Annotated in this window: 18 protein-coding genes; 13 read left to right on the forward strand and 5 right to left on the reverse strand. The window is 40.4% G+C overall.

The annotated features are described in order from the left end of the window. Nucleotides 1-62: 62 nt before the first annotated feature. The gene (locus PY092_RS13970) at nt 63-302 is read left to right on the forward strand and encodes a ribbon-helix-helix domain-containing protein (RefSeq protein WP_275616420.1); all 240 of its coding nucleotides are present in this window, start codon (nt 63-65) and stop codon (nt 300-302) included. Then, nucleotides 295-582 carry a type II toxin-antitoxin system RelE/ParE family toxin gene (locus tag PY092_RS13975; RefSeq protein ID WP_275616421.1) on the forward strand — a complete coding sequence of 96 codons (288 nt, stop codon included), beginning with the start codon at nt 295-297 and terminating at the stop codon, nt 580-582. Before PY092_RS13970 ends, PY092_RS13975 begins: the two co-directional genes overlap by 8 nt. A gap of 1 nt (nt 583) precedes the next feature. On the opposite strand, the gene PY092_RS13980 is transcribed toward PY092_RS13975, so the two are convergent. Further along, nucleotides 584-1,723: a Gfo/Idh/MocA family protein gene (locus PY092_RS13980; RefSeq protein WP_275616422.1), complete on the reverse strand. Its 1,140-nt coding sequence runs from the start codon at nt 1,721-1,723 to the stop codon at nt 584-586. 131 nt (nt 1,724-1,854) lie between these two features. On the opposite strand from PY092_RS13980, the gene PY092_RS13985 reads away from it, so the two are divergent. From PY092_RS13985 to PY092_RS14020, 8 genes are all read left to right on the forward strand, one after another. Beyond that, nucleotides 1,855-3,339, forward strand: coding sequence for a S10 family peptidase (locus tag PY092_RS13985; protein WP_275616423.1), 1,485 nt, complete (start codon nt 1,855-1,857; stop codon nt 3,337-3,339). A 439-nt stretch (nt 3,340-3,778) separates the two neighbouring features. Then, nucleotides 3,779-4,474 carry an SGNH/GDSL hydrolase family protein gene (locus PY092_RS13990; protein ID WP_275616424.1) on the forward strand — a complete coding sequence of 232 codons (696 nt, stop codon included), beginning with the start codon at nt 3,779-3,781 and terminating at the stop codon, nt 4,472-4,474. Nucleotide 4,475: 1 nt separating this feature from the next. Continuing rightward, nucleotides 4,476-4,871: a hypothetical protein gene (locus PY092_RS13995; protein WP_275616425.1), complete on the forward strand. Its 396-nt coding sequence runs from the start codon at nt 4,476-4,478 to the stop codon at nt 4,869-4,871. Between the two features lie 31 nt (nt 4,872-4,902). Continuing rightward, nucleotides 4,903-5,910, forward strand: coding sequence for a glycosyltransferase (locus tag PY092_RS14000; protein ID WP_275616426.1), 1,008 nt, complete (start codon nt 4,903-4,905; stop codon nt 5,908-5,910). Nucleotides 5,911-6,020: 110 nt separating this feature from the next. Then, on the forward strand, nt 6,021-7,973 hold the full coding sequence (locus PY092_RS14005) for a BatA domain-containing protein (protein WP_275616427.1): 1,953 nt from the start codon (nt 6,021-6,023) through the stop codon (nt 7,971-7,973). Next, the gene (locus PY092_RS14010; RefSeq protein ID WP_275616428.1) at nt 7,970-9,223 is read left to right on the forward strand and encodes a dihydroorotase; all 1,254 of its coding nucleotides are present in this window, start codon (nt 7,970-7,972) and stop codon (nt 9,221-9,223) included. Before PY092_RS14005 ends, PY092_RS14010 begins: the two co-directional genes overlap by 4 nt. A 77-nt stretch (nt 9,224-9,300) precedes the next feature. Beyond that, nucleotides 9,301-9,546, forward strand: coding sequence for a hypothetical protein (locus PY092_RS14015; RefSeq protein ID WP_313790225.1), 246 nt, complete (start codon nt 9,301-9,303; stop codon nt 9,544-9,546). 9 nt (nt 9,547-9,555) lie between these two features. Further along, nucleotides 9,556-10,215, forward strand: coding sequence for an alpha/beta hydrolase (locus tag PY092_RS14020; RefSeq protein ID WP_275616430.1), 660 nt, complete (start codon nt 9,556-9,558; stop codon nt 10,213-10,215). Nucleotides 10,216-10,325: 110 nt separating this feature from the next. On the opposite strand, the gene PY092_RS14025 is transcribed toward PY092_RS14020, so the two are convergent. Together PY092_RS14025 and PY092_RS14030 are read right to left on the reverse strand one after the other, a co-directional pair. Then, nucleotides 10,326-10,823 (reverse strand): hydrolase, encoded by a 498-nt coding sequence (locus PY092_RS14025; protein WP_275616431.1) that lies wholly within the window; start codon nt 10,821-10,823, stop codon nt 10,326-10,328. A 4-nt stretch (nt 10,824-10,827) separates the two neighbouring features. Beyond that, nucleotides 10,828-11,592: an MBL fold metallo-hydrolase gene (locus PY092_RS14030; RefSeq protein ID WP_275616455.1), complete on the reverse strand. Its 765-nt coding sequence runs from the start codon at nt 11,590-11,592 to the stop codon at nt 10,828-10,830. An 89-nt stretch (nt 11,593-11,681) separates the two neighbouring features. Between PY092_RS14030 and PY092_RS14035 the strand changes: the two genes are divergently transcribed. Then, entirely contained in the window at nt 11,682-13,133 is a 1,452-nt protein-coding gene (locus PY092_RS14035; protein WP_275616432.1) for a TonB-dependent receptor, read from the forward strand. A gap of 263 nt (nt 13,134-13,396) precedes the next feature. Here PY092_RS14035 and bcp read toward each other — a convergent pair whose 3' ends face one another. After that, nucleotides 13,397-13,849, reverse strand: coding sequence for a thioredoxin-dependent thiol peroxidase (gene bcp, locus PY092_RS14040; RefSeq protein WP_275616433.1), 453 nt, complete (start codon nt 13,847-13,849; stop codon nt 13,397-13,399). Between the two features lie 55 nt (nt 13,850-13,904). Between bcp and PY092_RS14045 the strand changes: the two genes are divergently transcribed. Then, nucleotides 13,905-14,570, forward strand: coding sequence for an endonuclease III domain-containing protein (locus tag PY092_RS14045; RefSeq protein WP_275616434.1), 666 nt, complete (start codon nt 13,905-13,907; stop codon nt 14,568-14,570). 249 nt (nt 14,571-14,819) lie between these two features. Here PY092_RS14045 and PY092_RS14050 read toward each other — a convergent pair whose 3' ends face one another. After that, the gene (locus tag PY092_RS14050; RefSeq protein WP_275616435.1) at nt 14,820-15,404 is read right to left on the reverse strand and encodes an RNA polymerase sigma factor; all 585 of its coding nucleotides are present in this window, start codon (nt 15,402-15,404) and stop codon (nt 14,820-14,822) included. Between the two features lie 250 nt (nt 15,405-15,654). Between PY092_RS14050 and uvrA the strand changes: the two genes are divergently transcribed. Continuing rightward, nucleotides 15,655-18,432 carry an excinuclease ABC subunit UvrA gene (uvrA, locus tag PY092_RS14055; RefSeq protein ID WP_275616436.1) on the forward strand — a complete coding sequence of 926 codons (2,778 nt, stop codon included), beginning with the start codon at nt 15,655-15,657 and terminating at the stop codon, nt 18,430-18,432. The last annotated feature ends 114 nt before the right edge of the window (nt 18,433-18,546 follow it).

Below are 18,546 nucleotides of genomic sequence, written 5' to 3' on the forward strand. Positions count from 1 at the left end.
AAAGTGCTTGTGTTTGGTTCGTTTTTGGTGTACTTTTGCATCGAATCAAATAATCATAAACTATGGCTCGTCAAAGCATTTCTTTTACCAAACCGAATGATGAATGGTTAAAATCACAAGTGGATAGCGAAGAATATTCCAGTAAAAGTGAGCTTGTCAATGATTTGATCAGACAAGCCAGAAAGCAACAAGCACAAATTGATTGGATAAAGGCTAGGTTGGAAAGAGCTGAGAATAGCGGATTTACCCATGATAGTAAAGAAGCTATTCTAGCTGAATCGAAGTCAATGCTAAATGGCTAAATATAAACTGAGTAATACCGCAAAGGAAGATTTAATTAGAATCCATCAGTATGGAGTCCAACAGTTTGGAATGGCTCAGGCTGATAAATATTTTGAAACTTTTTTTGAATACTTTGATATCATTGCTCAACAGCCCTATTCCTTTGAATCCATTGATCATATCAAAAAAGGATACAAACGTTGTGTATGTGGTTCAGACAGTATATATTATAAATTAAATGATGATTTCGTTGAAATAATGGCCATCATAGGAAGCCAAGATTTGAATAACATCATTTAAATCACCCCCCAAACCCATAACCAGGTTCGAAATCAAGTGCAATGGTCTCTCCTCCATTCGCGATGGACTTGTATATGGCCTCAACGATCATCATATCGCGTTTGCCCATTTCTCCTGGGGCTTTGTTGGGCTCATCAAATAAAATGTGTCGTGCAAAATCGTCCATTTGTAATTTCTGCTGGCTCTCGTGCGGGAATTTGATTTCGTCCCCATTGGAGGTCACACCGCTCAAAGGGCCATAATTATTCGCTGGCTGCAATCGAAACCAGCCCGAACTTCCTGAAGCATACATGGCATTGGCATTGAAGTTATGTGAGGTGGAAATGTTTCCCACTGCCCCACTCGGGAATTCAAATTGTGCGGTAATGGTCTCGTCGGTGTCTTTAAAATACTCGGGGCGAGTGCTGAATTCCTGAGCCGCAACGGAAATCGGATTTTCACCTGTACCATAAATGGTACTTTGCACAGCATATACGCCCATGTTCATCAAAGCGCCACCACCGGATAATTTCTTGTTCAATCGCCATTGGTCTGGATTACCATTGGAACGGTAAGCGGCATCTGCAGAAACAAACAAAATGTCCCCAAAAGTCTTTTCCCGGACAAACTTCTTGACCTGCTGCGTGTAGGGTTCGGAATGTAATCTGTAGCCCATTCCCAGTTTTACGCCTGCTTCCTTGCAGGCATTGATGATAGCATCGCACTCGGCCACACTGATGCCCATCGGCTTTTCACAAATCACATGTTTGCCTGCTTGTGCTGCACGAATACTGAATTCCGCATGCATACTGTTGGGAAGTACCACATACACCACATCAATATCCTCGTTGTCGGCGATATCATCAAAATTTTGATAGTTGTAGATGTTCTTTTCTGGAATTCCGTATTTATCCGCCCAAATTTTCTCCTTTTGAGGGGTTCCTGTTACAATTCCGGCCAGATAGCAATGTTGGGTGCTCTGCAAAGCAGGTGCTAATTGATAAGTGCTGTAACTACCCAATCCCACTAGGGCTATTCCTAATTTCTTCTTCTCCTGACCAGCACCCATGGCACAAGCAAAAGGTGCGGATGTCAACAAGGCAGCTCCCCCAATTCCTTTTACGGTAAGGCTGTTGAAATTTCTTCGAGTAAAACGCTTCATGGAAATTGAATTTAGTGTGTGAACTTAAAAATAATGATAAATACCTTGAATAGGGTCATTTGTAGTCCTTATAGTGGAACAAGAACTTTCAAATTCCTTATTTTTATGGACTACTAATTCAACCCTTTAAAATGAAAAAACTCTTACTACTGGGGATGGCTCTTTGCACCTCATTGGCATTTTCACAAAGCAGAAAATTACCCATTGACACTACTGTGACCACACAACATTCGGTAACCATCAACGGTTCACGAATCGATTATACCGCAACCACGGGGACACAGCCCGTTTGGGATGAATTGGGGGAGCCTATTGCATCTTTGCATTACACCTACTACACTAAAAACGGTATAAAGGATAGATCGTCCAGACCCTTATTGATTTCTTTTAACGGTGGACCTGGTTCCGGTTCCGTTTGGATGCACTTGGCCTACACGGGTCCGCGTATCCTTAAAATCGATGATGAAGGATACCCTGTGCAGCCTTATGGTGCCAAGGAAAATCCTTATTCCGTTTTGGATGTGACTGACATTGTGTATGTAAACCCAGTGAACACGGGTTATTCTCGTACCATACCCGAAACAGGAAAAGAAGTAGACCGTAAAAAATTCTTCGGAATCAATGCAGATACCAAATACTTGGCTGAATGGCTGAACACTTTTGTGTCCAGAAACAACCGTTGGAATTCCCCGAAATATATTGTGGGCGAAAGTTACGGAGGCACCCGAGTAATGGGGCTCTCGTTGGCACTACAAAACCAACAATGGATGTATCTGAACGGTGTGATCATGGTTTCCCCTGCCGATTACAAGGTATTCCGTGACAACGACCCTGTTTCCAGCGCATTGAACTTACCATATTTTGCTGCCACGGCATGGCACCACAAGGCGCTACCATCTGATTTGCAAAGCAAAGACTTACTGGAAGTGTTGCCCGAAGTAGAGGAATTTACCATCAATGAATTATTGCCTGCCCTTGCCAAAGGTGGCTTTATCCCAGATGCTGAACGCAAAGCCGTTGCCAATAAAATGGCCCGCTATTCTGGATTGGATGCCAAGGACATTATTGATCACAACTTGGATGTGCCAACGCAATTTTTCTGGAAAGCACTATTGAGGGACAAAAGTGGGTATACCATCGGGCGTTTGGACAGCCGTTATTTGGGAATCGACAAAACCTTGGCGGGTACTCGACCGGATTATTCCCCCGAGTTGACCTCTTGGTTGCACAGTTTTACCCCTGCCATCAACTATTACTTGCAGGAAGAACTTGATTTTAAAACCGATATTAAGTACAACATGTTCGGCCCTGTTCATCCTTGGGATGATAGCAATGACAATGTTAGAGACAATTTACGTCAAGCCATGGCACAGAATCCGTATTTGAACGTTTTGGTTCAATCGGGTTATTATGATGGTGCCTGTACTTATTTTGCGGCCAAGTACACCATGTCACAAGTGGATCCAAGTGGCAAAATGAAGGATAGATTCGAGTGGAAGGGTTATCGCTCCGGTCACATGATGTATTTGAGGAAAGAAGATTTGAAAACAGCCAATGAAGATATTAGAGCGTTTATTTTAAAAACCCAAGCCAACGAGAAGAGCGCGAAGTATTGATTTAAACGACATTTAAATTGTAGAAGCGGTATGATATTTAAGTTATACCGCTTTTTTATTGAAGAATAAACTACAAAGTGGTTTTATGTGTAACAAAAGTGCAATAATCGACACTTATAATGTAAAATATATCAATTATGGGAGGTGAAGGAAGTATGATGCATGCTATAAATAGCTTTAAGGTCAACAGGAGCATGCTAAAAAAGAGAAAGTTGAAATCCATTGATGACGTTTACGGTAAAAAAAGCGTCACAAAATTACATTTTAAAAAGTCCACTCCGCATGATATTGCACGTATTCGCAAAAAGATGATCATTCAGAATAAAAAAGAAAAGAGGATAATGTTTTCTGCCATAATAACCACGATACTACTCTTTTTTATTTTGTATTTACTTTTTGTGCAGTGATAATTTTCTATTTTTAACAAAAACCGCACATAGTGAAAAAACAAACCATACTTTGGATCATGCTATCGTTCTTAGGATTGTCAATTACCTCAAAAGTCAATGCACAGGATTGGCCCAATTTGGAAAAGTATAAAAATGAGAATACAGAACTTCCCGCTCCCACAGAAAGTGAAAATCGGGTGGTGTTCATGGGAAATTCCATTACCGAAATGTGGATAGGCACCCATCCAGAATTTTTTGCTGAAAATCCGTATGTAAATCGCGGCATTGGTGGACAGACAACTCCTCAGATGCTGTTGCGTTTTCGCCAAGATGTGATTGATTTGAGCCCGAAAGCGGTGGTGGTTTTGGCTGGAACCAACGATATTGCAGGCAACACCGGCCCCATGACACTGGAACAAATCCATGATAATATCCTTTCCATGGTAGAACTGGCCAAAGCAAACGGCATTAAGCCGATTGTTTGTTCCGTACTCCCCGCCTACGATTATCCTTGGCGTCCTGGTTTGCAACCAAATATCAAAATTCCGAAACTGAACAAGATGCTCAAAGAAATGGCAGAAAACGAGGGGGCCATGTATTTGGATTATTTCTCTGAAATGGCCGATGACAGAAATGGTCTGCCATCGGAGTTGACCACAGATGAAGTACATGTGACCAAAGCGGGTTATGAGGTTATGGAGAGAATGGTAAAAGATGCTATCGATAAGACTCTCAAAAACCAGTGAAATGAACGATGCCGATTTTATAAAAGCTTTTGAAACAGGCAAATTCCCACCAGAGCAGTTCCATCACAAGGCGCACATAAAACTGGCTTGGATATACCTGAATCTGTTTGATGAGGAAACTGCCATTTCCAAAACTTGTGAAGCCATCAAAAATTTTGATAAGCTTCATGGGGATGGCACCAAATATCATATGACATTAACAGTGGCTGCAGTAAAAGTGGTGCATCATTTCAGGCAAAAATCCAATGCAATTACGTTTGATGAATTTGTATGCGAGTATCCAAGACTAGTCACTTCATTTAAAGAATTACTTTTCCAGCATTATGGAGAAAATGTACTTGCGGACCAAAAAGCAAAAACAGCATATTTGGAGCCCGATTTGCTTCCTTTCACTTGAGTTGCCTGTAAAGATTTAGTTACATTGCAGCATGCAAAACGGCAAGATCAGCATTATTATTCCCTTTAAAAATACCTCACATTACCTCCCTGAATGCTTGGATTCCATTGTGAACCAATCTTACACCGATTGGGAAGTATTGGCCGTCAACGACCATTCCATCGATGGAAGTTTTGAGCTTCTTACCTCCTATTCCCAGAAAGATAAACGTATCAAAGTTTATCAGAATAAAGGAAATGGAATCATTCCCGCGCTTCAAACGGGCTACGCCGAGAGTCATGGTCAATTTGTAACCCGAATGGATTCCGATGATATCATGAAATCCAACCGTTTGGAGGTCATGGTCAACTCTCTAAAAGAAAACGGCACCGGTCATATTGCGGTTGGACAAGTGAAGTATTTTTCAAACCGAGGCATCAGCAATGGTTACGAACGATATGAACAATGGTTGAACCATTTGACATCAGAAGGAAACAATTTTGATGAGATTTACAAAGAATGTGTGATTCCTTCCCCTTGCTGGATGGTACATCGTGATGATTTTGAAAAATGTAAAGGTTTTGAGCCACAGCGGTATCCTGAAGATTACGACCTGACCTTTCGATTTTACGAAAATAGTTTTAAAATTATTCCTTGCGACCAAGTTTTACATCTTTGGCGTGACTATGATACCCGTACTTCCAGAACCCATGAACACTATGCCCAAAATTATTTTTTAGACATCAAACTCCATTATTTTTTGAAGTTGAACCATAATTCAAACCGACCATTAGTGGTCTGGGGAGCAGGATTCAAAGGAAAGAAGATTGCCAAAGGACTTAAAAAACAGGGTTTGGATTTTACGTGGCTGTGCGACAATCCAAAAAAAATCGGTAAAAAAATCCACGATAAAGAATTGGTCCATTTTGAGGCATTAGAGGATTTGAAAGATCCACAAAGTATCATAACCGTTGCCAACGAAGATGCACAAAAAGAAATCCGTGGTTATTTTGCCGAGTTAGGTCAATTCCCAATGCAGGATTACTTCTTTTTTTGTTAGGCTTTGACCGTTTTTTCAGAAAAGAGATTCTTCGCTATGCTCAGAATGACAATAAATTGTGGGTTGTTAATTGGTCATTGACAAATGAAGTTTAAAATCAGAATGTTTTAATGCCTATCTTTGACCAAGCAATGTTGGGAATGCAGTTTAAACATCCAGAAATTCTTTGGGCACTTTTTCTTCTAGTCATACCCGTTTTAATTCACTTATTTCAACTACGACGCTTTACCAAAACTCCATTTACGAATGTGGCCATGCTGCAAAAAGTGGCCTCGGAGTCCAGAAAAAGCAACACCCTTAAAAAATGGTTGCTTTTATTTACGCGTTTGTCATTACTGGCTGCCATTATTATTGCCTTTGCACAACCCTTTACTTCGTCTAACACAGCACTTCAAGAAAAGGAGACCGTTGTGTATTTGGACGATTCCTTCAGCATGCAGGCCAAGAACAATGGCATTTCACTTTTGGAGAAAGCCGTTCAGGATTTGATCAAGAATATTGACGAGGAATCAGAATTCAGTCTGTTTACCAACGAAAAAACATTTAGTAATGTTCGAATGTCTGATATCCAAAATTCAGTGTTATCGCTCCCCTACTCATACAAACAACTTGATCTTAATGGGATTGGCCTAAAGGCCAAGAGCATATTTTCCCAAAGCAATGGGGTGGTCAAAAACCTGATTGTAGTTTCTGATTTTCAGGAAAGGATATCCGAAGGGAATGTTGATATAGATTCCTCTTTGTCAACGTATTTTGTTCCAATGCAAGCACAGGAACTCCAAAATATTTCCATTGATTCTGTTTTTGTGGATGAAAATGTCAACGATCAGGCCAGCCTCCATGTTTTTCTTTCTGGCGGCAACGAAGATGAGGCTTTGCCCATTTCACTTTATAATGGTGACGAATTGATTGCCAAAACAGCCGCAAAGTTTAAATCCGATAAAGATGCTGAAGTCGAATTTACCATTCCGGCCAATGAAGCATTGAATGGGCGTTTGAGTATCATCGATAATGTATTGGGGTATGATAATCGATTCTATTTCAATATCAATACTCCGGAAAAAATAAAGGTTTTGGCCATAAGTGATTCGGATAGTGATTATTTGAACCGTCTTTTTCGTGGAGAGGAGTTCGAACTTCAAAAATATCGTTTAAATCAATTGGATTACAGTGGTTTGGACAATCAAAATGTGGTTATTTTGGATTCCCAGATATCAATTCCAAGTAGCCTCCAAAATATCTTACGTACATTTAAAAATGACGGAGGCACTTTAATCGTTGTTCCTGATGGCAATAGTGATATTTCTTCATACAATGGCTTATTAACGAGCTTATCATCCACCAGGTTTTCTGAAAAGGTTGTTGGGGACCAACAATTGACTACCATAAGCTACGGTCATCCGTTGTACCATAATGTATTTGAGCAGGAAGTAACGAATTTTCAATATCCATCGGTAAAAGAGCATTTCAACACACAGACTAGTCTTCCTACGGCATTGTCGATGGACGGTGGTGATCCCTTTTTAGTTGGCGATGATGGATTGTATGTGTTTACGGCTCCTTTGGATTTGGAAAACTCAAATTTCATCAACTCTCCGCTGATCGTACCCACTTTTTATAATATGGCACAGTCGAGTTTGCAGGCTCCAAAGTCATACCAAACGCTTGGCGACGTCAACACGGTGGATATTTCTGCGGAAATCGGCACAGATGATATTTTAAAGGTTTCCAAAGAGGGGCATGAATTTATTCCGCTCCAACAAGCTTTCCCCAATCGGGTACGACTTACTTTTGATCAAAGCCCGTCCGAAGATGGTATTTACTCGATTGTACAGAACGATCAAGCATTACAAAATATAAGTTTCAACTATCCGAGAACGGAAAGCCAGCTCAAATATCTGGATATGGGCACATTGGAAAATGTGAACACCATGGATTCCATTCCAGAGTTATTTGAATATCTAGAAGCTGAGAACAACATTGCCGCATATTGGAAATGGTTTGTTATTTTAGCGTTGCTTCTGGCGCTTATTGAGGTACTCATTCAAAAATTTGTTACATGAACATTCTGCTGAAGTCTGCAAAAATTGTATGCCCAGAGAACAAGGCACTTCACCTGAAAAAGCGAGATATCCTTATCAAAAAAGGGCTAATCGAAAAGATTGGTGCCTCTGTGGAAGCCCCTGCCAATAGTAAGGTCGTGGAAAAAGAGAACCTGCACGTCTCCCTTGGATGGTTTGATAGTAGCATAAGTTTTGGCGAACCAGGGTTTGAGGAACGCGAGACCATGGCCAATGGACTTTATACAGCGGGTAAAAGTGGTTTTACCGATATTGTTCTCAATCCCAACACCCACCCCGTTCCAGATACAAGTTCCGATGTCGTGTTTTTAAAGGAACGCGGACAAGGAAAGGCCACCAAAGTTCATCCGATAGGTGCTTTGACCACAAATTCAGATGGAGAGGCTCTTGCGGAGCTTTTTGATATGAAAAATGCAGGTGCAGTTGCCTTTTATGATTTCAAAAAACAAATTTCCAACCCCAATTTGCTTAAAATAGCATTGTTGTATGCCCAAAACTTTGACGGATTGGTGTATTCTTTTCCTCAAGATGGGGACATTAAAGGAAAAGGAGTCGCGCATGAAGGCGAGGTGTCAACAAAACTGGGGCTCAAAGGAATCCCTGCTTTGGCTGAAGAACTTCAGATTGCTCGGGATTTGTTCGTATTGGAATACACTGGTGGAAAACTCCATATCCCTACGATTTCTTCGGCAGGTTCGGTAAAACTGATTGCCGAAGCCAAGAAAAAAGGGTTGGACGTGACCTGTAGTGTTGCTGTACACAATCTTTTCTTTTCAGATGAGACTTTGGTAGGTTTTGATACCCACTTTAAGGTATCTCCTCCCCTACGGACAAAAGTGGATTGCAAGGCCTTGATCAAAGGTGTGAAAAATGGAACCATAGATTTTGTGACCTCGGACCACATTCCCATGGATGTTGAACACAAACGTGTGGAATTTGATAATGCTAAAAGTGGGAGCCTTGGATTGGAATCCGCTTTTGGTAGCTTGAACACCATTTTTGAACTGGATGAAACCATCAATTTATTGACAAAGGGACGAGAACGATACCAAATCGATGCACCCAAACTGGAAGAAGGTGCCAAAGCTTGTCTTACCCTGTTCAATCCTGATGGGGAGTACACCTTTGAGGCAACAGACATTCTTTCAACATCAAAAAACAGTATGTTCGTGGGAGCTGCTTTAAAAGGAAAGGTTTACGGAGTCATCAACAATAATCAAAGTACTTTATAATGAGTAATTCCACCCCAGGAAAAACCACGGCTATTGTGTCATATATTACCATAATAGGTTGCTTAATAGCCATTACCATGAACATTGAGCCTAAAAATGCTTTTGCCCGTTTTCATATTCGGCAGGCATTTGGCATTCATGTGCTTTTTCACGCCCTTGCTATTTTACTTACATACACTGGATATGTTTATTTATCGTTTCCAATCTATATTTTTTATCTTATTATATGGGTGTTTGGTTTTTTGCAAGTGCTTAACGAAAAAACAAAACCATTGCCCGTATTGGGTGAATACTTTCAAAAATGGTTTACATTCATATCATAAACCAATACAATGTCCCTAAAGCCCTTATCTCTAGAATATTTACTTCGACCATCATCCAAGATTTCAGGAAAAATCCCAGCCCTTTTTATGTTTCATGGGTATGGTAGTAATGAGGAAGACCTTTTTTCCTTTGCATCGGAACTACCCGATGAGTTAATGGTAATTTCCGTAAAAGCACCCTATAACCTAGAACCCTTTGGACACGCTTGGTACGCTATTAATTTTGATGCGGAACAGGGCAAATGGAGTGATAATGAACAGGCCAAGGAGTCTAGGGAGAGGATTGTGACTTTTATTGATGAGGCTATTGAAGCCTATAATCTTGATAAAGAAAACATTACCCTTTTAGGATTTAGCCAAGGAACTATTTTGAGCTATGCAGTTGCCCTGTCATATCCGGAAAAAGTGAAGAATGTGGTTGCACTTAGTGGATACATCAATGAAAATATTTTGATGGACGGCTATTCAGATAAAGACCACAGCAATCTTAATTTTTATGTGTCGCATGGGCAAGTCGACCAAGTGATTCCTTTGGAATGGGCCGAAAAATCCCCTGCATTCCTGAAAAAATTGAATATTCCAACAACTTACGAGGAATTTCCTGTGGGGCATGGCGTGTCACAACAGAATTTCCTTTCGTTTAAAAAGTGGTTGGAGGAGCATATTTAAATATTAGTTGTCATTCCGTGCTTGACACGGAATCCCATCCCACAAACTGAGACCCTAAAATCTGCCTTTCCCGGTAGACAGGCAAGCTCAGGGCAACGACAAGTAAGTTATTAGTAGTCCTGCGGAGCGTATAGTAAATGTTCGGCCAGGGTAAAGTCCACGCTCAAATCATCCTTTAACTCATATTTTATAATTAGGTCGCCCCAATATTTCCCATCGGAGAAATCCGCCAATATCCATTTATGGTTCAGTACCTTGATCTTGTTGATTTTAAAATCACTTTCCATTCCTGCGTAGGGAATCAAAGGGTTGTCTCCTTTTTTTTCATTGGTTTCCAGTAACTTATCTTGAATATAGAGCGATGGATTCTCCAAATTTAAATGATCATAATACGCCAAAGCGTCATCATTGTTATCCAAACTGAAGTATTGCATATCCAAAACCTTTAAGTGCATGGTCTGCAATGAATCCTTCAATTCCACCACCTCTTCTTCAAGCTGTTTTACATCTGAGGTCAATGCTTTTTGCATATTGTTTCCAGTCACATATTGAAAAAGGGCCAATAGAGCGGCAAAAACAAATAGGTATAGAAATATGTTTCTTTTCATGGATTTAAATTTTAATCTGTAGGTTATCGTAGGCCAAATGTATGTTTTTGGGAAGACTTTTTTCCACTTCTTCATGGAAACCCAACAAAGCACTGATATGGGTGAAATATGTTTGCTCTGCCCCTACTTTTTCAGCAAATTCAATAGCTTCCTCCAAATTGAAATGGGAATGATGGGGCTCGAGCCGAAGCGCATTTATCACCAACACTTTGGCGCCTTTCATTTTTTTGATTTCCTCTTCCTCTACCCGTTTCACATCGGTCATATAGATGAACTCGCCAAAACGGTATCCAAAAACCTGCAATCTGTTGTGATAGGCTTCGATAGGCACCACATCCAAATCGCCCAAGGGAATGTTCTCGCTCTTTGAAACTTCGTGGACCTGTACGGCAGGAGCCCCAGGATAACGGTCTTCATCTGCAAAAATGTAATCAAAACGTCTTCTGAGGGAATCAAGCACCCTTGGGTGTGCATAGATGGGAATGTCTCCTTGTCGAAAGAAAAAAGGGCGAATATCATCAATCCCCGCGGTGTGATCGGCGTGCTCGTGGGTAAACAGAATCCCATCCAATTTTTCTATGGGATTGGTCAACATTTGTTGTCTGAAATCCGGCCCGCAATCAATGACATAGTTGTAATTTTTCCACGAAATCAATACGGATACGCGCAGTCTTTTGTCTTTTGGGTCTTTACTAAGGCAAACGGGATGGTTGCTTCCGATTACCGGTATTCCCTGTGAAGTTCCCGTGCCCAAAAAAGTAATGGTCATCTTATCATCCATTAAATCCAAAATTATAACTTATTTATTTAATAGATTGCGTGAAGAGTGTAACTTTGCTTCACATTAAAAAAACGGACATGCCTAGCTTACCAAGCAAAGAAAATGCTTTTGAGAATATTCCTTCCATTAAGGCGAAAACCCTAAGGATAAACTTAAACCGTGATATTTACGGAACCTTTGCCGAGATTGGTGCGGGACAGGAAACCGCCAGACATTTCTTTAGGGCAGGAGGAGCTTCCGGTACCATTGCAAAGGCGATGAGCGCGTATGATAAATCTTTCAGTGATGCCATCTATGGCATCGAGGAAGATGGGCGCTATGTTACCCAGTCACGTTTAAAAAAGATGCTGGACCATGAAATGAATTTGGTAGAAGAACGAATCAGCAGGGATAATAACCCCGATTATTTGTTCTTTACCTATGCCAATACCGTGGCTACCATCGATTTTTCCAAAAGATACAAGGGACATGGTTGGGTAGGACTTCGGTTCCAGTTAGATCCTGATCAGAAGGAATATGATGAAATCGTGCTTCATATCCGTTTTAAGCAAAATGAAGCTAGGTTACAACAAGAGACCCTCGGTATATTGGGTGTGAACCTAATGTATGGGGCATTCTTCAAGTTCCATAAGCCTAAAAAACTTCTAAAATACCTTTACGATCATATCGACCATGATACTTTGGAGATAGACATGATCAACTTTACTGGACCCAATTTTGCCGATGTCGATAACCGTTTGATGAGCCTTCAGCTTATTAAAAACGATATGACCGATGCGGTAATGTTCGGCCCAGATGGAAACAATCTACTACCTGCGGCTGTTTTGTACAAGAAAAACATCTTGGCACTTCGCGGTAGTTTTAGGCCTGTGACCAAGGTAAATATGGATATGTTCCAGAAGTCGTACGATATCTTCATTCGGGAGCAGACAGTGGATATGGAAAATGCCATAGTTGTATTTGAAATAACCCTTTCCAACTTAAAAGCCTCAGGCGAGATTGATGAACAGGATTTTATGGACAGGGCAGAACTACTCTGCTCCCTTGGCCATACGGTATTGATATCCAAATTCCAGGAATACTATAAACTGGTAGAATACTTTAATAATTACACCAAAGCCAAGATTGGATTGACCATGGGTGTGAACAACTTGGTGGATGTATTTGATGAGAAATACTACCGTCACTTAAGTGGAGGTATTCTTGAAGCATTCGGAAAGTTGTTCTTTAAAGATCTTAAGGTTTATCTGTATCCGATGAAAGATCCAGAGACCGGTCAAGTGCTTACCAGTAACAATGTAAAGGTCCATCCAAGAATGAAGGAGCTTTACAAATTCTTTAAGTACAATGGAAAAGTAATGGATATTATCGATTATGATCCGGATGTGCTTCATATATTCTCAAGGGATGTGCTCAAAAAAATCATCAAGAAAGATGAAGGTTGGGAAAAAGAACTACCGGAAGGTATTGCCGAAATAATAAAAGAAAAGGAATTGTTTACCAGAAAAGTTCTGGAAGAAAAAGAATAATAAAAGAAAAGGCGCTGATCAAGCGCCTTTTTTACTTTATATGCCTACAGCGATTGCACTAGCTAGCATCCGTACGGAATTACGTTTATACATGTCATAATGAGTGTAGCAAAAATCATCTACAGCCACTTTGATGTTGAGATTCTTCAGTCACGTTGCTCCTTCAGAATGACACGATAAATTTCAATCAGAATAAGGAATGTTATCCAATGTCCATTTTGTCATTCTGAACGAAGTGAAGAATCTGCTATCTCTATGCCTTTTTATGCCAATATCTGTGCAGCGTGATCCTTGGTCTTCACTTTTTCAATAACATTTTCCACTACACCTTCTCCATCAATAACAAAAGTGGTTCGGTGGATACCATCATATTCTTTGCCCATAAATTTTTTAGGTCCCCAAACACCAAAGGTGTTGATTACCGTGTGATCCTCATCAGCCAATAATGGAAAAGGAAACTCATATTTATTTCTAAAATTGGTTTGCTTCTTTTCTGAATCAGCGCTTACACCCAAAAGCTCAAAACCTTGGTCTTGCAATTCCTTATAATTGTCACGTAGATTACAGGCCTCTGCCGTGCAACCAGGCGTGTTTGCCTTTGGATAGAAAAAGACCACTAGTTTTTTTCCTTTATAATCACTAAGATTAATTGTATTTCCGTCTTGGTCTTTTGCTGAAAAATCAGGTACTTTATCTCCTACTTTTAACATATTCATGTGCGTTGCTCTTGAATTAATTGTTTAATATTTACTTTATCAAAGTTAAACAAATATGACCAAACAAGAAAAGGTTGATTTTACCATTAAAACCTTGGATGAACTCTATCCTACCATCCCTATTCCATTAGACCATAAAGATCCTTATACTCTATTGGTTGCCGTGCTGTTATCGGCCCAAAGTACGGATGTTAGGGTAAACCAGATTACTCCGTTGTTATTTGAAAAAGCGGACAATCCCTTTGATATGGTAAAACTTTCGGAGGAGGAAATTCGGGAAATCATTAAACCTGTCGGCCTTTCCCCTATGAAATCGAAAGGAATTTACGGACTCTCCAAAATACTGATTGAAAAGTATAACGGTAAAGTACCTCGGGACATAGCTTTACTTGAGGAACTGCCTGCCGTAGGACATAAAACGGCCAGTGTAGTGGTTTCCCAAGCTTTTGGAATACCGGCCTTCCCGGTTGATACCCATATTCACAGGTTGATGTACCGATGGGGTTTCAGTACTGGAAAAAACGTGGTTCAGACCGAGCGTGATGCCAAGCGATTGTTCCCAAAAGAAATCTGGAATAAACTACATCTTCAGATTATTTGGTATGGTCGGGAATATTCCCCTGCAAGAGGATGGGATTTGGAAAAAGACATTATAACCAGGACCATTGGAAGAAAAACCGTGATCAACGATTATTATAAAAACAAAAAGAGCCGCATTTAGCGGCTCTTTTCGTCAGTTTGATCCTTAAATTAATTCAATGTTACTTCAAACTGGTGTTTTTTGTAGTCAACTACATGAATCGATTTTGAAAAGCTAAGCAAAAAATCTACTGTTTTCTGACTCGCTTTTACCGTTTTTACGGATTTTTGTTCTTCAGAGTAAATGTTTTCCATATTCTAGCGTAAGTAATTGTTTCCATTATATAACGGCGCTAGATTGGAAATATTGTTGGCTTCGACGTAATGCCGATTAATTCGTTAAAACGATATTCTTACGCTCTACGATTTTTCTAAGGTTGATAAGGGCGTATCTCATTCTTCCCAAAGCTGTATTGATGCTCACGTTTGTGTTTTCGGATATTTCCTTGAAGCTCATATCCTTGTATATACGCATGACCAACACTTCTCTTTGATCGTCTGGCAATTCATCTATCAAAAGGGTAAGATCGCTTTCAATTTGATCTTTGATGAGTTGCTTTTCAGCATTCAACTTCTCATCGTGTATAACAGAAAAGATGTTGAAGTCATCACTACCCTCGAATTTGGGCATTCTTTTGTTCTTACGGAAGTGGTCTATTACTAAGTTGTGGGCAATACGCATTACCCAAGGCAAAAATTTGCCTTCCTCACTGTACTTTCCTCTTTTAAGGGTTTTGATCACCTTGATGAAAGTGTCCTGGAAGATGTCCTCTGCAACATCCCTGTCCAAAACTTTGCTGTAAATAAAGCTGGTGATTCTTTGGTTGTGCCTGTTGATCAGGATTTCAAGAGCCTTTTCGTCTCCGTCAATGTAATTCCTTACTAAAATCGAATCATTAATCTGTAGTTGTTCCATACAAATTACTTTTTTGGGTTAAAATCACAGTCCTTCCTTTACCAAGAAAGACTTTAGTTATTCAGTTTTTAATCTTTAAAAAGTAATTATTCTGTATAGGCCTATCAGGATTTTAATTACACTTCAAATATAGATAAACAGGTAGGCGACCTAAAATCTATGTTGTGAGTTGACGATTTTTATATGTTAACTGATGCAATATACGTATTAAGTGTTGTGTATCGTATCTTTGAGACCCTAATTTTAACAAATGGCAATCAATATCAACGTAGATCCCAAGCAGAATATTATCATAAAGGGAGCTAAACTACATAACCTTAAAAATATAGATGTTGTCATCCCAAGGAATAAATTGGTGGTTATCACGGGTTTATCGGGTTCTGGGAAGTCCAGTTTAGCTTTTGATACACTATACGCTGAAGGCCAACGTAGATATGTGGAAAGTCTTTCCTCCTATGCACGACAGTTTTTAGGAAAACTGGACAAGCCAAAAGTGGACTATATAAAAGGTATAGCCCCTGCGATTGCCATTGAACAAAAAGTAAATTCCACCAACCCAAGATCTACGGTCGGGACCACTACGGAAATCTACGACTACCTAAAGTTGTTGTATGCGAGAATCGGGAAGACCCTATCCCCTATTTCGGGCAAGGAAGTAAAAAAGCATACGGTTACCGATGTCATTGATTATATAAAGGAATTGAGCGAGAGAGACAAGCTCCTGTTATTGGCACCCATTACCATTTCCGAAGAACGCGATCCTTTAAAGTCCTTGGAACTTTTCTCCAAGCAAGGGTATGCCCGTATCAAGTACAAGGGGGAAGTCATCCGAATCGATCAAGCTCCCGAAGATATCGAAAGGGAGTTTGATTTGGTTGTGGATAGAATCATTGTAAAAGATGACGAGGACTTTTACAATCGTTTGGCCAATGCCGTGGACAATGCCTTTTTTGAAGGCAAAGGGCAATGTGCCATTGAGAACCTTCAATCGGGAGACCTAAAAACCTTTAGCAACCAATTTGAGCTGGACGGGATGAAGTTTTTGGAGCCCAACGTCCATTTGTTCAGTTTCAACAATCCGTATGGGGCCTGTCCCAAATGTGAAGGCTATGGGGATGTTATCGGTATTGATGAAGATTTGGTGATTCCCAATACGGCTCTATCAGTTTATGAGAATGCCGTTTTTCCGTGGCGGGGCGAAAGTATGGGATGGTACCGAGATCAATTGGTAAATTCTGCCTATAAATTCGATTTTCCAATCCATAAACCTTGGTTTGAACTTTCCGAAGAACAAAAACAATTGGTTTGGGATGGGAACGACCATTTTATAGGAATCCATAAGTTCTTTGAGCAACTGGAGGAAAAAAGCTATAAAATCCAGAACAGGGTAATGCTTTCCCGTTACCGCGGCAAGACCAGATGCTCCGTATGTAAAGGAAAACGACTGCGCAAAGAAGCAGATTATGTAAAAGTTGGTGGTAAATCCATTTCAGATTTGATTGAACAACCCATCAACCAGTTGATGCCATTTTTTGAAGAATTACAACTTTCCGAACACGACACCTCTGTTTCTAAAAGACTGTTGAAGGAAATCACCACGCGTTTGGAATTTTTGGACAAAGTGGGTCTCAGCTACCTTACCTTGAATAGGAAATCCAATACGCTGTCGGGTGGGGAAAGTCAACGGATTAACTTGGCCACATCATTGGGAAGCAGTTTGGTCGGTTCCATGTATATTTTGGATGAGCCCAGTATTGGATTGCACCCACGGGACACCGAAAATTTAATCGAGGTTTTAAAATCGCTTCGTGATTTGGGCAATACCGTTATTGTAGTAGAGCACGATGAGGATATTATGAAGGCTGCCGATGAAATTATTGATATTGGCCCGGAAGCAGGAACTCTTGGCGGAAAAGTCGTTGCCACAGGCGATTGGGAAACCATCCTCCAATCTGATTCGTTGACGGCATCCTACCTTAATGGAACCATGGAAATACCCGTTCCCAAGGAGCGTAGAAATTCAAAACACTACATTCAAATTAAGGGAGCCCGGGAAAACAACCTTAAAAATATAGATGTCACATTTCCATTGAATGTGCTTACCGTGGTCACGGGTGTATCAGGAAGTGGAAAAAGTACCTTGGTCAGAAAAATACTGTATCCTTCCATATTAAAGGAGACGGGTGGTTATGGCGAAAAGGCCGGTCAGTTCTCGGCAATGGAAGGCAAGTACGCCCACATCAAACACGTGGAATTTGTGGATCAAAACCCCATTGGACGTTCTTCACGTTCCAATCCCGTTACCTATATCAAGGCCTACGATGATATCCGCAGCCTGTTTGCTTCACAAAAATTGAGCAAGCTCCGTGGCTACAAGGCCAAACACTTTTCTTTTAATGTGGATGGTGGCCGTTGTGAGAAATGTAAGGGCGAAGGAGAAATCACGGTAGAGATGCAATTTATGGCAGATGTGCATTTGGAATGTGATGCTTGTAATGGAAAACGATTCAAAAAGGATATTTTGGAGGTGCAATTTGAAGGAAAGAACATCGACGACATCCTTAATATGACCATAGATGATGCCATTGAGCACTTTGCAGCCCACAAACAAGATAAGATCGTGGCCAAATTGAAACCTTTGCAAGATGTCGGATTGGGTTACGTGGCACTTGGACAGTCTTCCTCTACCCTTTCCGGTGGTGAGGCGCAACGGATAAAGCTCGCTTCCTTTTTGGTAAAAGGCCATACCAAGGAAAAAGCCTTGTTCATCTTTGATGAACCCACAACGGGACTTCACTTCCATGACATTAAAAAACTGCTTAAATCCTTTGATGAGCTCATTGACAAAGGACATTCGGTAATTGTTATCGAACATAATATGGAGCTGGTCAAATGTGCTGACTACATTATCGACCTTGGTCCCGAAGGTGGCGAAAAAGGTGGTAATTTAGTGGTGGAAGGCACTCCTGAGGAAATCATCAAGGACACAAAATCCCACACCGCAAAATATTTAAAGAACAGCCTTTAAATCACCATTTGCCGATCAAATAAACAAAGACACCTGTTTCACTTAAATGGGTGTCTTTTTTCTTCCTGTTATTTTCAAATAAAAGGGAAAAATCGCCTTTTCTCACTTTCCACA

This window comes from Flagellimonas yonaguniensis, assembly GCF_029193885.1.
In the GTDB taxonomy this organism is placed as follows: Bacteria; Bacteroidota; Bacteroidia; order Flavobacteriales; family Flavobacteriaceae; genus Flagellimonas; species Flagellimonas yonaguniensis.

Coding starts and splice junctions, on each gene's coding strand:
- PY092_RS13970 (WP_275616420.1), top strand. CDS start 63: ATGGCTCGTCAAAGCATTTCTTTTACCAAACCGAATGATGAATGGTTA.
- PY092_RS13975 (WP_275616421.1), top strand. CDS start 295: ATGGCTAAATATAAACTGAGTAATACCGCAAAGGAAGATTTAATTAGA.
- PY092_RS13980 (WP_275616422.1), bottom strand. CDS start 1,723: ATGAAGCGTTTTACTCGAAGAAATTTCAACAGCCTTACCGTAAAAGGA.
- PY092_RS13985 (WP_275616423.1), top strand. CDS start 1,855: ATGAAAAAACTCTTACTACTGGGGATGGCTCTTTGCACCTCATTGGCA.
- PY092_RS13995 (WP_275616425.1), top strand. CDS start 4,476: ATGAACGATGCCGATTTTATAAAAGCTTTTGAAACAGGCAAATTCCCA.
- PY092_RS14000 (WP_275616426.1), top strand. CDS start 4,903: ATGCAAAACGGCAAGATCAGCATTATTATTCCCTTTAAAAATACCTCA.
- PY092_RS14005 (WP_275616427.1), top strand. CDS start 6,021: ATGCCTATCTTTGACCAAGCAATGTTGGGAATGCAGTTTAAACATCCA.
- PY092_RS14010 (WP_275616428.1), top strand. CDS start 7,970: ATGAACATTCTGCTGAAGTCTGCAAAAATTGTATGCCCAGAGAACAAG.
- PY092_RS14015 (WP_313790225.1), top strand. CDS start 9,301: ATGAACATTGAGCCTAAAAATGCTTTTGCCCGTTTTCATATTCGGCAG.
- PY092_RS14020 (WP_275616430.1), top strand. CDS start 9,556: ATGTCCCTAAAGCCCTTATCTCTAGAATATTTACTTCGACCATCATCC.
- PY092_RS14025 (WP_275616431.1), bottom strand. CDS start 10,823: ATGAAAAGAAACATATTTCTATACCTATTTGTTTTTGCCGCTCTATTG.
- PY092_RS14030 (WP_275616455.1), bottom strand. CDS start 11,592: ATGACCATTACTTTTTTGGGCACGGGAACTTCACAGGGAATACCGGTA.
- PY092_RS14035 (WP_275616432.1), top strand. CDS start 11,682: ATGCCTAGCTTACCAAGCAAAGAAAATGCTTTTGAGAATATTCCTTCC.
- bcp (WP_275616433.1), bottom strand. CDS start 13,849: ATGAATATGTTAAAAGTAGGAGATAAAGTACCTGATTTTTCAGCAAAA.
- PY092_RS14045 (WP_275616434.1), top strand. CDS start 13,905: ATGACCAAACAAGAAAAGGTTGATTTTACCATTAAAACCTTGGATGAA.
- PY092_RS14050 (WP_275616435.1), bottom strand. CDS start 15,404: ATGGAACAACTACAGATTAATGATTCGATTTTAGTAAGGAATTACATT.
- uvrA (WP_275616436.1), top strand. CDS start 15,655: ATGGCAATCAATATCAACGTAGATCCCAAGCAGAATATTATCATAAAG.